12 protein-coding genes are annotated in these 13,483 nt (G+C 41.7%); 4 read left to right on the top strand and 8 right to left on the bottom strand.

Going from position 1 to position 13,483, the window contains the following annotated elements:
- Positions 1–225: 225 nt before the first annotated feature.
- The 4 genes from hflX to B2575_RS07615 all read left to right on the top strand — a co-directional run bounded on the left by hflX (position 226) and on the right by B2575_RS07615 (position 4,439).
- Positions 226–1,689: a ribosome rescue GTPase HflX gene (hflX, locus tag B2575_RS07630; RefSeq protein WP_296240972.1), complete on the top strand. Its 1,464-nt coding sequence runs from the start codon at positions 226–228 to the stop codon at positions 1,687–1,689.
- Positions 1,690–2,073: 384 nt separating this feature from the next.
- Positions 2,074–2,508: a CidA/LrgA family protein gene (locus tag B2575_RS07625; protein ID WP_250163699.1), complete on the top strand. Its 435-nt coding sequence runs from the start codon at positions 2,074–2,076 to the stop codon at positions 2,506–2,508.
- Positions 2,509–2,530: 22 nt separating this feature from the next.
- Positions 2,531–3,220 carry an LrgB family protein gene (locus B2575_RS07620; protein WP_201539772.1) on the top strand — a complete coding sequence of 230 codons (690 nt, stop codon included), beginning with the start codon at positions 2,531–2,533 and terminating at the stop codon, positions 3,218–3,220.
- Positions 3,221–3,626: 406 nt separating this feature from the next.
- On the top strand, positions 3,627–4,439 hold the full coding sequence (locus tag B2575_RS07615; protein WP_250163698.1) for a lytic transglycosylase domain-containing protein: 813 nt from the start codon (positions 3,627–3,629) through the stop codon (positions 4,437–4,439).
- 212 nt (positions 4,440–4,651) lie between these two features.
- Here the strand turns inward: B2575_RS07615 and tsf are convergent, their stop codons facing one another.
- The 8 genes from tsf to B2575_RS07575 all read right to left on the bottom strand — a co-directional run bounded on the left by tsf (position 4,652) and on the right by B2575_RS07575 (position 13,173).
- Complete coding sequence (gene tsf / locus B2575_RS07610) at positions 4,652–5,536, bottom strand: translation elongation factor Ts (RefSeq protein ID WP_045443645.1); 885 nt, start codon at positions 5,534–5,536, stop codon at positions 4,652–4,654.
- 346 nt (positions 5,537–5,882) lie between these two features.
- Positions 5,883–6,680: a 30S ribosomal protein S2 gene (gene rpsB / locus B2575_RS07605; protein WP_045443642.1), complete on the bottom strand. Its 798-nt coding sequence runs from the start codon at positions 6,678–6,680 to the stop codon at positions 5,883–5,885.
- Positions 6,681–7,041: 361 nt separating this feature from the next.
- Positions 7,042–7,491, bottom strand: a complete 450-nt coding sequence (locus B2575_RS07600; protein WP_250163697.1) for a chemotaxis protein CheX — start codon at positions 7,489–7,491, stop codon at positions 7,042–7,044.
- Positions 7,492–7,532: 41 nt separating this feature from the next.
- Positions 7,533–7,982 carry a chemotaxis protein CheX gene (locus B2575_RS07595; protein ID WP_045443636.1) on the bottom strand — a complete coding sequence of 150 codons (450 nt, stop codon included), beginning with the start codon at positions 7,980–7,982 and terminating at the stop codon, positions 7,533–7,535.
- A 29-nt stretch (positions 7,983–8,011) separates the two neighbouring features.
- A complete protein-coding gene (locus tag B2575_RS07590; RefSeq protein ID WP_045443633.1) occupies positions 8,012–8,374 on the bottom strand; it encodes a response regulator in 363 nt (120 codons plus the stop codon).
- 62 nt (positions 8,375–8,436) lie between these two features.
- A complete protein-coding gene (locus tag B2575_RS07585) occupies positions 8,437–10,647 on the bottom strand; it encodes an ATP-binding protein (RefSeq protein WP_201552887.1) in 2,211 nt (736 codons plus the stop codon).
- A gap of 12 nt (positions 10,648–10,659) precedes the next feature.
- On the bottom strand, positions 10,660–11,544 hold the full coding sequence (locus B2575_RS07580; protein ID WP_045443631.1) for a transporter substrate-binding domain-containing protein: 885 nt from the start codon (positions 11,542–11,544) through the stop codon (positions 10,660–10,662).
- A gap of 369 nt (positions 11,545–11,913) precedes the next feature.
- Positions 11,914–13,173, bottom strand: coding sequence for a multidrug effflux MFS transporter (locus B2575_RS07575; RefSeq protein ID WP_055125721.1), 1,260 nt, complete (start codon positions 13,171–13,173; stop codon positions 11,914–11,916).
- Positions 13,174–13,483 lie beyond the last annotated feature (310 nt).

The following is a 13,483-nucleotide window of genomic DNA, read 5'->3' as shown; positions in this document are numbered from 1 at the left end:
TGACGATTTGTTCACTGAGTTGCTGTTTATTTAACCAGTTCTGCTGCGTTCACTGATTTGCCTATTGCTTTCATTTACGCTGTAACATAAAACCATCGTTAATTGTGCTATAACGCTTTAATATTAACTGATGAGACCACATATATATGGTCATATGAACGCTATATCGACGTTTACTGAATGGATAATAGCGATATATTTACTTTATTAAATAGGTGATACTCTTTGGATTATTTTGAAAGACACGAAGGTGGCGAGCGCGCCATTATAGTACATTTAGACATCCGTCAAATTCAAGATCCTGATGATTTAGGTGAATTTGAGCTGTTAGCAGACTCAGCAGGGGCTGATCGTTTGGCTTTAGTCACAGGCTCACGCCAAAGACCCGACGCCAGATACTTCGTTGGTAGCGGTAAAGCAGAAGAAATAGCAGAATTGGTACGCGAACATGATGCGGATATCGTCTTATTCAACCATAGCTTATCGCCATCACAAGAGCGTAATATTGAAGCCTTGGTTAAATGTCGCGTACTGGATCGTACGGGTTTGATATTGGATATTTTCGCGCAGCGTGCCCGTACTTATGAAGGTAAGCTACAAGTAGAGCTGGCGCAGCTCAACCATTTATCGACGCGTTTGGTACGAGGTTGGACGCATTTGGAGCGTCAAAAAGGCGGTATTGGTCTACGTGGTCCCGGCGAAACCCAGCTTGAAACCGATCGTCGATTGCTACAAGTGCGCGTGAATCAGCTTAAAAGCAGAATCGAGAAAGTCAGACAGACACGTGCGCAAGGTCGAGCCCGTCGCCAAAAATCAGATGTGCCGACGATTTCGCTTGTCGGTTATACCAACGCTGGTAAATCGACACTATTTAACCGCTTGGTCGACGAGAATATCTATGCAGCGGATAAACTATTTGCCACGCTAGATCCTACTTTACGCCGTTTAGACTGGCAGGGCGTTGGTCGTGTTGTTTTAGTCGATACGGTAGGTTTTGTCCGTCATCTGCCGCATGAGTTGGTCGAATCCTTTCATGCGACATTAGAAGAAACCTTGGAAGCAGATTTATTGCTACACGTTATCGATTCTTCTAGTGAAGATATGCATGAGCAAATTCAAGCGGTCAAAGACGTATTAGCAGAGATTGATAATGATGTACCAGTGCTCAATGTCTACAACAAGATTGATTTGACAGATGAGCCTGCACATATTGGTTATGCTAGCGAAGGACAACCCAATCGCGTCTATGTTTCTTCTAGAGAAAACCTAGGTATGGAAGAGTTGTCGTTAGCCGTCCAGCAGTTACTTACTGGTACACTCACCACCTTTGAGTTGACCTTACCTTATCATGCAGGTCAGTTAAAAAACGCCTTATATGAGCTGGGTGTTATTCAGGAAGAGAGCTACGATGACAGTGGTCATGAGTGCTTAACAATTCGCTTGCCAAGCGATACGCTAAGACAGCTACTGGGTCAGGCCAATTTAGAGCCTTTAGATGTACTGCCATTAGCACAAGCCACATTATTGATGCCAGTACTTGAAGACTTCGAAAGGCCTGATGAGGTTGAAGAGCCGACGATGACCGAGGCAGAAGAAAAAGCGTTTGATGAGTTTGATGCGCTGAATTCTGAAGCCGCTAAGTCAGAGGAATTAGCAGTAGAAGCGGAAACTCCTGACTTAAAGATATAAATGACTGAATCTGTAAAATAACTTTATAAAAGACAAAAGGATGATATCCATTGATATCATCCTTTTTTTTGGCACATAGCATTAAATTTGGGGCTTTCCGATCACCAAAACGCGCTACCATAGCCTATGTCGTTCAAAGTGAGCACAAGGTAGCCTGGCGCAAATGATACATTCATTATAGTAAGCGAGCTTAACACTGTTGCTATTTATAATCGCACTGACGATATGCTATAAGCTTTATTAGTTTGCCTACTCTCTATATAATCATCGGCTATAGGTTCAACCAATATTCATATCATTGATAGATAGAACACACTCATTAGAGTGCGGTTACCTATTTTGTGGCTCCCATCCTATCTATTTCTAAATCGGCCAGTATTTCTTATGAAATCTACTCATTCCGCCCATTTGCCGCTATGGCTTGCCTTAATCCTGACACTCACGATGGTCATCGTGGTTCGTGAATCAGCCGTTATCATCTGTCAATTAGCAGGAATAGAAAAGGCTGCCAACATCGTTGGATTGGTCGCCATGTTCTTTATTTTGATGGCATGGCGATTACTTAAAGGGCTGCCCAGTTGGCTCACCCAAGCCAGTAACACTTTATTGGTGGATAGCGGTTTTGCTTTTTTGCCCGTGTCTGCAGGTGCAGGCTTACTGCTATTTGCTTTAGGTGATGAGCTTTGGGGCGTTATGCTGACGATGATTATTAGCACACTCATACCGCTTTGGGGACTTGCCATACTTGCCAACCGTTCGCTCAATCACGATGTTAGCATCGATAGCACCACCGTTGAAGAGCACAAAGGACAGCTATGAGCTGCATGAACAAGGAAATGCAATGATTTTTGATAACGTGTTTGTGGCAACCTTTGCGGCGATATTATTAACGCTAATCGCCCATGTGACTGCTCGTGTACTGGCACGTAAGCTCTCATGGCTGCCGATGGTGATTACGGCGTTGGCGCTTGTTCTCTTATTTTTGTTTATCCTACAATGGGATTACAACGATTATTACGATGTTGCCAAGCCTGTATTTGATCACTTATTGGGATATGTCACCGTACTGTTGGCAGTACCATTAGCAGCAATGAACTTTAAAGGTCTGCCAGTCAAAAAGCTTACTCTCATAGTTATCCTTGCAAGCGTGGTTGGTGCATTGCTACCGATGTCATTGGCTTATTTATTTTCATTAAGTCACGACACCATACTCGCTTTCGCAACGCGTTCAGTGACCACACCCATCGGTCTGAGTGTCGCAGATTTAATTAAAGCACCACTAGCCATGGCGAACTTAATTATTATTGTCTCAGGGCTTATCGGTGGTACTTTGGCGCGCTTTTTATTTCGCGGTATCGATGATGACCGTGCCAAGGGCTTAGCACTTGGATTGGCAGCGCATGCTTTTGGTACCGTCGAAGCATGGCAAATTAGCCACACTGCTGGGCGTTATGCGGCATTTGGATTGGCAGTAAACGGGCTGGTCACCGCCGTTTGGGTGCCTATTTTTATCAGTGCACTTTCTATATAACCCTGTTCAAAGCAGTTTTCAGTGCTTTGAACAGCTTTTATTTCTCATGATTCATTCATTGCCACAGCCAGAATATTCACGTACCACATACGCCTAAAAATAATAAAACCGATACTCAATCAACGTACTCAAAAACGGTAGTGTGTTGATTTTTTTACAAATTAAAAATGACATTTATACTTTGTACTGATAATCGTATGCGTCGAAAAGTTATTATATGTTATAGTAAGCAACTATTATTTTTTGTATCCAATGCGAGTGGTTTCTAGTTAGACGTGGTTTTTGCTAGGGTGCTATATCGTTTACAGCGATAAAATCCTACCAGCACGATAACCGCTTAAATGCGCAGAACGACGCGCCTATAGGCAAAGCAATTTGCTATTACTCGATGAAAAGTGATAACCCTATGATAAATGTTACAACCTTAGTGACTCGCTGCTTGTCTCCTCTTCTATTAATTGTCATTACTAGCTCACTTGCCTTTTCTGTTACTGCTCACGCGGAGAGTATGTATATTAAAAAAAGTAACGACGGTCAGATACTACTTACCAATCGCAGTGAACCTAGTGGTAACTTTAATAAGTTTACTAAAACAGTCAAAGTTACCCATTATAAAAAATCCAAAATGTATGATGGCAGTGGCGATAGCTATGGTAGTAGCTCTGCCAGCAGTAGCGGAAGCCGCAACTCATACGACAGTTATATTCGCGCCTCAGCTCAGCGTCATGGCGTAGATCCTGGGCTTATAAAAGCAATGATGCATAGCGAATCCGCATTTAACCCAAATGCACGCTCACCTGTTGGCGCACAAGGTTTGATGCAGCTAATGCCAGCGACTGCGCGACGCTTTAAAGTCAGCAACCCTTGGAACCCTGCAGATAATATCGAAGGCTCTGCTAAATACATTGCATGGCTGATGAAGCGTTTTAATAACAACGTAGAATTTGCGGTTGCGGGCTACAATGCGGGTGAAGGTAACGTTGATAAATATAACGGCATCCCGCCTTTTAAAGAAACCCGTAACTATGTCAAAAATGTCATGAGCCGTTACCATAGCTTGTATAAAAACGACTCAGGGCTATCAGGCAGTACCATGAACGCTAGCAATCAAATCGCCAATCCTAGTCTCAGTAGCGGCTTACAAAACGTCAGCTATGGTACCAGCAGTAATAGCAATAGTGCCAGCTATGCCAACTCAGCATATGATGCGCTACGCTAAAATGAAGACTATATGAACCGTTGAATCCAAACGTAAAAAAGCCCGTTAATATAATTAACGGGCTTTTTTGTGATAAGAGGCTTTATCTATTCATTCATAATCTATCTTGTCATATTTTTTTGAGTTCGATACAAGATTAATAATAAAGCTGATCGGCGAGTACCAAACCAAAAAGTTTAGCACTCACCATTCTTCTTAGCAAAATTTAAAAATTACTTGTTAGCCAGTGCTTGTGTTGCAGCAACTTCAGCAGCGAAATCTTCTTGCTTTTTCTCGATGCCTTCACCAACTTCTAGACGTTTGAAAGCAAGTACTTTTACGCCTTCAGCTTTTAGTACATCACCAACTTTCTTCTCGTTGTCCATAACATATGGCTGACGTAATAAAGTCACTTCTTCTAAATACTTACGTAGGCCACCTTCGATCATTTTTTCAACGATGTTATCAGGCTTGCCAGACTCACGAGCTTTTGCTTCGATGATGTCTTTTTCGCGTGCTAATAAATCAGCATCTACACTTTCGTCATCAACCGCAACTGGGTTAAACGCAGCGATATGCATGGCAAGGTTTTTGCCAGTATCTGCGTTGCCGCCTTCAAAAGATACCACAACACCGATACGTAGACCATGACGGTATGAAGCAAGGTTGCTACCTTCTAATACTTCAACGCGGCGTACTTGGATATTTTCGCCGATTTTTTGTACCAAAGATACACGAGCTTCTTCAACAGTCTGACCATTGCCATATGGCAATTCAGCGATAGCAGCTACGTCAGTCACATTGTTTTCTAATGCAATGTTCGCTACTGCTTCTGCAAATGCCGTAAAGTTTTCGTCTTTTGCAACGAAGTCAGTTTGGCAGTTTACTTCTAACAAGAATGCTTTGTTGTCGCCTTGAGCGATGATGATAGCGCCATCAGCTGCAATGTTACCCGCTTTTTTAGCTGCTTTGGCTTGACCAGATTTACGTAGGTTATCAATGGCAGTTTCTACATCGCCGTTTGACTCTTCTAACGCTTTTTTACATTCCATCATGCCAAGACCAGTACGGTCACGCAATTCTTTTACCATTTTGGCAGATACTTTTACTTCTGACATAAGAGTTACCTTTTATTATGTATGGGAGTGCTTAATTTCTATGAGATATATCTTTGCTATCTATTGGTACTATATCGCTCTTATAGTAACGGAAGCACTCATGGTTGATCGTGATAACAGACATCATTGTAATGACAGATATTGTGCATCACGAGGGCATATATAAGCGATAATACTCGCTTATTAACGAGTGTTCCATCAACAATAAGGCATGACGAGTAAAACTACATCATGCCTATTGTGAGCTTATACGTGTGAGCTTATACGCTGTTAATAACGTTATATGGATGCAGATAGTGTGACTATCAAGCTATCCTTACAAAGTTAAACCTTTGGGGTCAGCCAATTATTCTGCTGGAGTCGCTGCTTCTTCTGCTTTGGCTTCAACTGGTGCTTCTTCAGTAGCAGGTGCTTCTTGCTCAGCTTTGCCGCCCGCTTGAGTCTGTGCGTATTCTTTACCAGCGATAATCGCATCAGCCATAGAAGTCACATACAAGGTCACAGCACGGATAGCATCATCGTTTGCTGGGATGATGTAATCAACGTTATCTGGGCTAGAGTTAGTATCAACGATACCGATAACTGGGATACCTAGATTTTTAGCTTCTTTGATAGCAATCGCTTCATGATCTACGTCTACAACGAAGATTGCGTCAGGTAGGCCGCCCATATCTTTAATACCGCCTAGTGAACGCTCAAGTTTTTCCATATCGCGAGTACGCTCTAACGCTTCACGCTTAGTAAGCTTGGCGAAAGTACCGTCTTCTGCTTGTTTTTCTAGCTCTTTTAGACGGTTGATTGACTGGCGAAGTGTTTTCCAGTTAGTCAACATACCACCTAACCAGCGATGGTCAACGTATGGCATGCCAGCGCGTGCTGCTTGCTCAGCGATGATACCGCTTGCTGCGCGTTTAGTACCAACAAACAATACTTTGTTTTTCTTAGCAGCTAAGCCGTTAACGTAAGTCAATGCTTCGTTAAACGCTTTTACTGTGTGCTCAAGGTTGATGATATGAATCTTATTACGAGCACCAAAAATGTATGGTCCCATTTTTGGATTCCAAAAACGTGTTTGGTGACCAAAGTGAGCGCCGGCTTGTAGTAAGTCGCGCATTTCGATTTTGGTTGGATTCTTTGTAGACATGTGAAATTCCTATTGGTTGGGTTATGCCTCCACATCACAAAAACTGCCTATCTAGCGACACGCATCTGCTAACGGTTAATGCTTATTGTGGCAGCACTAACTTTTTGCAAATTAATCAAGTCGCCAAACACCCAGCAATTTTTTGCCATGATGTGTGTGTCATTGGTTGATGGGTTGGTTTAAAAAATTGAGCTATCATTTGAACGTAAAAATACGATGTGATAAAAAATAGCTGGGCTGTATTTTATCATATAATGCTTAGCGACTGCTAGCGCTATTATGCTGTTTAAGTAGATGATAACGCATAAAAAAACGACGCATTAACGTCGTTCTTTATACTGAATAAATGAGCAGCTGTAGATTAAGCGATACAGATACCAATGACCGCTTTATACCCACGCCACGTAAATGGTGTGACGTAACTTTGGCGATCTTTTGGCAAATAAGACACGCTTGGTGCGCTCTCAACAATATGCGGCGGCGAGATAATAAACTCTGAGCCAAACTCAGTACGAGCATTACCAGAGATAGTGTTGGCCATCTCACCGAGCAGATCCTTCATCATCGTGATCGATGAGTCAGGCTCGCCCATCACTTTTATGACCTCTCGCAGCATCACGCTTGGTGCACTCACATACACACAGCCTTCCAGAGGCCCTGATATCTCGATAACGCCGCTATAATCATAACCAACAGCACTCTTGTTATGATTTAAATAAGGGGTATCAATGGACACTTCCGAGCCATCAATTTGTGCAAAAAATGCATTGATCGAGCTCAGAAACACACCCAATTTTTCTAATTTAACCATAATATATTAATATCCATCTTTATGACGCGGTGGCAGCAACGTTAATCCTGCAAACAGACCACAATCTCGCCTATCTGCGAGTTCCAAGTGATGGGAATGATAAAAGAACGCTCATCATTCGGCAACACAATACTTTGTGGAGAGCCTTTAAATACAAACGGCACAGAAATATGGAACTCTGAGCCAAACTCTTTACGCGCGTTACCAGCGATTGTATTGGCCACTTCACCAGCCAAATCGATGTAGTTTTCATCGCTTTTATCCGTTTCACCCATGCTATCTAGTATAGCGGACAATAACTGACGGGTTGCCGAAAAATACACCACGCCTTTTTGTCCACCCGATATACCGATCACACCCGTATAATCATGGACTTTTGGCTGTTTATTCTCTAACAGATATGGGGTGTCAGCGACAAGCTCCTCGCCCCCAAACTGATTAAAATAATTACTAATAATACTTAAAAAAATCTGTAGCTTTTGTTCTTTCATAATGACATCTACTTAAGTCGTTGAATGGTTTAGTCTTGCATTAGCTCATACAAAGACTCTACAAGCTCTTCTTCTGAAAAAGGCTTGCACAAAAATCCGCTGGCACCCAACGACAATGCTTCAATGCCAGTGGCTTTATCAGACAGTGCTGACACCACTAAAATACGTACTTCAGGGTCAATCGCAATGATTTTCTCAATGCATTCAAGTCCGTCCATTTGCGGCATGGTCAAGTCCATGGTGATTACATCAGGACGATGGACATTGAACTTTTCAATGGCTTGGACGCCACTGGTTGCCGTCGCAACCAGCATAAACTGCCCTGAATCGTACGCGCGTTGAATACGATTTCTAATAATATTTGAATCATCAACAATCATTAACTTATGCATAACTGATCTATTACCTTTAATGAAGTGCTTGTCATCCTTGACAATATACCTGCTGTTTCTAATTAAGCTTTTGGTAAAGTAATAACAAACCGTGTCATCTGACCAAATTCGCTGTTTACGTTAAGCTTGCCATCATAATCTTTTACTTTTGCTTTAATGATATCGAGACCGACACCACGTCCGCCATCTTCATCTGCATGTTCTTTGGTAGAGAAACCCGAAGAAAACAGTTGTTTGAGCAGCTCGCTTTGACTGAGCTGACTGGCTTCTTCTGTACTAAAACGACCATCACTGCTTAACTTGGCACGAATGCTGTCATAATCAATACCTTGACCATCATCTTGCACCATCAGCATGAAATCTGAGCCGTTGTCTTTTAGTTCTAAATCAATCGTCCCAACCGCAGTCTTACCAATCGAATGACGAACACTTGGCGCTTCAATGCCATGCACCACGGCATTACGTAGTAGCTGAATGCTAATCTCTTTAATCGGCTTTACCAGATGCGCTGGTATGTCCGCTTGCATCAGCGTATTACTCTTTAGCTCTACTTGCTTACCTTGTCTTGCGGCAATATCTTTTGCAAATGCTTTATAAAAAGACAGATGGTCATCAGTTGCTTCATTATCTAGGTCAATATCCTGACCAATATCAGTATCCATGCTACTGATTGAAGGATTTGATGTCTGACTGTCAGTCACTACCGTTTTTGACATACTGTTTTGAGCACTATTGTCATCTAACCCATTTGCAGTTGGTGCAGTCGCTGGTGCTGAACGGTTAATACGCTCGCCCAAGGTTGCGATGGTATTTGATAGGCTTAATAAGTCATCCAAATGTACGGCCAATGGCAAGAAATCGTTACCAGATAATTGACCTTGGTTTTGCAATGCGTGCAGTTTGTCTTCTGCATCTGAGGCAATTTTAGTAAAGCTGTGCAGTTTTAGCGCAGATGCCTCACCTTTTAAGCTATGCATTTCGCGATAGATGGCTTTTAGTTTGCCCTCAAGCTCGTATTGAGAGCTACCAGGATTTTTCAAGATATTGTTCATCTTCTCAATGTGCATCTGCGTATTATCAATAAACTCATTAATGATTTTTGGATTTACATTTAGAATCGTGGTGAGCATCTCAATCTGCATATCATTTTGCGAGCGCTCTTTTTCTAGACGCTGCTCTAAATATACGGCATCTGATACATCGTTGACGTTGACCAAAATACGGGCAATGTCTTTGTTGTCATAAACACGTGAGAACTTGAAGTCTAAAAAGCGATTATTCTGTGCTTTATCACCAGCATTGTTGTGTAGCATGACTTTGTGCAGTGGATTGAGAGAATCTACCAATTTTTCTTTAACGCGTGGATTGTAAAGCTGCTCAATAAATTGCTGTGTGGTTTTCAGATCTTTATCAGAAATACGCCCACGTAAAACGTTGGTAAAGTTCTCTCCTGACAATCTGTCCTCACCGATAATATCATTCAGTGCGCGAGAATGCTGCTGACCAATATTCAAGTCTTTATCAAGTAAGAATAGACCCGTATTTACCGTCTCCATAATCTCTTGCGTCTCGCGACGAGCAGCGAACGCTTCAGCATCGGTTTCACGTAAACGACGTACAAAGAAGAATACAAAGATTAGAAAGTAGGTAAAGATGGCGGCAACACCAAGTACCTGAATAAGACGAATGGTCGTCGCTTGGCGTTCGGCACTATTGAAAACATCTTTGGTCAAATTGTCTAACGAATCGTTAATCAATAGACTTGACGTCTTGGCTTGTTCAACGGCTTGGGTCAGATCATCTTCAGAGGAAACCATAATATTATCAGCATCTTTGAGATATGCTTGAATCTTAGGCTCTAACGCTTTCCACTGCTCATTAGCCGCGGTAATGTTTACTTGTGCGTTGCTGTCAATCTTTGGCAGATCATAAGTTTTGCCATCAACGTCAGTGATCGTTGCACCTTGCTCAATAGCAGCAATAGAGCTGGTAATCAACGCCGTATTTTCCTCCAAACGCTCCAAAACGCGCTGAATATGTGGAGAGTTCGTATCTTCTCCATAGCTATTATCTAAATCGAATAAATCTTTAATTACCGCCTGCGCGCTATTAGCGACTTGGTTGGTTTGGTCAATTAACGCGGTATTTCTTTCTAATAAGTTTGAGGTATAGAACGTAAAGGCTAACAAAGCACCGATGAGCGATAAAAATAGTGCAATTGAAATGATCAGACCTTGATAGCGCTTATTGTCAACATTGGGAGTGGTTGCCATCTTCAGAATTCCTTAGTTCAATTGCGTAGTATTAGTATCAGAATTGCTCTTATCAGCAGATGCAGGTACAGCCTCACCTAACCAGCGCTCTTCAATTTCCTTAAATGTCCCTTTTTCTTTCAGTTTAGCAATACCCTCATTAACCGTATTAATCAACTGAGTATTTTCTTTTGCCATTAATACGACTTGTTGCGCTGAAGGTGCGTCTGCCGCTTCATAAGGTACAATCTTCACTTTATGTTCTGGATAACCTTTTATGATGTACTGCAGCACTGGCATGTCGTATAAGAAAACATCAGTCTTACCTTGCACTAAGTCCTGATAAGCCAAAAATGCAGTAGATCTTGAAACCAACTCAACCGAGCTACCCATCTGTTTCAGAGTATCTTCTTCTTTAGAACCTGCCAACGTACCAGTTTTTAGACCCTTTATATCGTTTAAGCCTTTGATATCAAACTTACCTTCCAAGTACATGATGGTAGCTGGGTTAAAAAAGTAAGGCGTTGATAGACCGTATCTTACTGCGCGATCATCTTTATAAGAGATACCAGAAATAGCTAAATCACGTTTTCCTGACTCCACACTATCGAACATATCTTGCCAAGTTTCTTTATAAAACTCGACCTTAAAGCCTTGCTCCTCGCCGATAGCTCTAATGGAATCAACGTCCGTGCCCTGCATATTGCCATAGTCATCTTGAAACGAGAAAGGTGGTAAATCACCCGTCATAGCGACCTTTAATGTTGGTGCCGTATCAGGCAAATTACTGACAAAATTATCTTTGTTTTCTGTTACTGGCGTACCAGTCGAATTGGCATTTTCTTGAGTGGAAGAGTTACCGCAGCCAAACAGGCCAACACTCAATACAATTGGTAACACTCGATATAACTGCATCATAATTTACCCTTAAAGCTTCACGTGGTTGTACATATTAATTAATGACAATCTAGCAAGGTTAGGTAATATCTTCACAATACTTACTTACAGAAAGTTACGTTTGATAATACTTGCCTAACTTTATGATTGCAATAATTATGTTTAGTTATTACGTACAATTTGTTATATATGGCAAATAAAGGATATTAAGGGCATACATAAGTCTATCTATATGACTGAAAACTTGTAATATGTCCTTGTTTTATGCGCAGTCTTATGCAAAAAATAAAATAAAAAGTACAAAAAAAGCATCCCTACATAATTAATGTAAGAATGCCTTTTAAGAATGCCTTTTAAGATTCTAGTGCAAAAAACTATAAAGCTTCTGGCTTACTCCGCATCGTCCAGATTTAAATTACGATCTATCTGCCAAATTAAAAAACAGCCAAGACTCATTAACGCGAACATCGCAATACCAATTTTGAGTACGGGATTAACTGGAAATAGGTTTAATAATAATCCACCAAAGATACCGACTGAAAACATGAGCGAGCCTTGTAGCGCACTTGCCATGCCCGCTCGGCGTTTTTGAAAGGCCAGCGCAATAGCAGAAGCATTTGGCTGAGTAAGACCTAAGCCTGCGATACAGAAGAAAATACAAGCCAGCACCAGTGGAAGCCAAGCATCAGTACCCAAAAATAGACCTATTACAAATAGCACGCCTGCAGAAATAACCTGCATCATCGCACCAAAGCGCAAAATACTCAAAATACGAAAGCGATTGGTGAGCCACTGATTCAGCTGAGTCAAACCCACAAAACCAGCAGCATTCATCCCAAATAGCCAAGCGAAGTGGGTTGCGGATACCCCATAGGTATCCATAATTAGCTCAGAGGCTGAACTGATATAAACAAACATCGCCCCCATCAGCAGGCCGCCACCAATCGCTGGATAATTGAACGTCGGGTCTTTTAATAAGTCCCAGTACTGACTCAGTACTTCTCTTGCAGGACGTACATTACGATTTTCTTCCGTCAACGTTTCAAAGAAGAAAAACTTTGTGAGTAATAAATTCAACGTGCCAAAAGCAGCCAAAAACCAAAAAATAGAGTGCCAGCTAAAAAACTGTAGAAATAGCGCACCAAGCGATGGGGCTAATATCGGCGCTAAACCCATCACCAAAATCATAATAGAAAAGGCTTTTGCGGTTTGCTTAGCAGTCAATCGATCGCGAATCGCGGCACGAGTGACCACCGCGCCAACACACGCACCAAGCGCTTGCATCGTCCGTCCAACAAACAATACATACTCGTTATTAGTAGTCGCACAAACAATGGAGGCGATGACATATAGCGTCATACCGATATATAAAGGCTTAACACGACCGACACGATCACTAAATGGTCCATAAAATAACTGGCCAAATACCAAGCCTAAAAAATAAGCAGGAACAGAATTGGCCATAAAGGCTGTAGATACGCCAAAGTCATCTGCCATAGATGGTAATGCAGGCAGATACATATCAATAGACAATGGCCCCACTGCCACGATAAGTCCAAGCATCATAATCCATGCAACAGGCAAATCAGCAGAGCGTACGCGCTCAGAAGCAATGGGTCGATTGGGTAGAGAGGATTTTGGAGCAGACATATTCAGACCATTTTATATAGAGTGTATTGAATCGTTATAAAGGTTCAATACACCCTAGTGATTGTTATTGTATTATTCAGGCTTCCATTGTCTTTAATATTTAGTCTTTACTCAATACTGAAAACAAGGGTCATTGCCACCATTAGTGCACATTTGCATGCAGCGGCGCAAGTGGATAGTGATATATCGTACTATCCCCTCACATTTCAATAGAGGTATGACGTGAATAAAACAAACAATAACAACTAAAAACAATCACAATAATTTGTCAAAATAGGTCTGAGCGTTAGCATAGCGGCATAATTAGTAA

The organism is Psychrobacter sp. UBA6739 (assembly GCF_002453835.1).
In the GTDB taxonomy this organism is placed as follows: Bacteria; Pseudomonadota; Gammaproteobacteria; order Pseudomonadales; family Moraxellaceae; genus Psychrobacter; species Psychrobacter immobilis_A.
The sequence above is the reverse complement of the archived record's forward strand: the minus strand, read 5'-3'. Positions and strand labels throughout refer to the sequence as shown.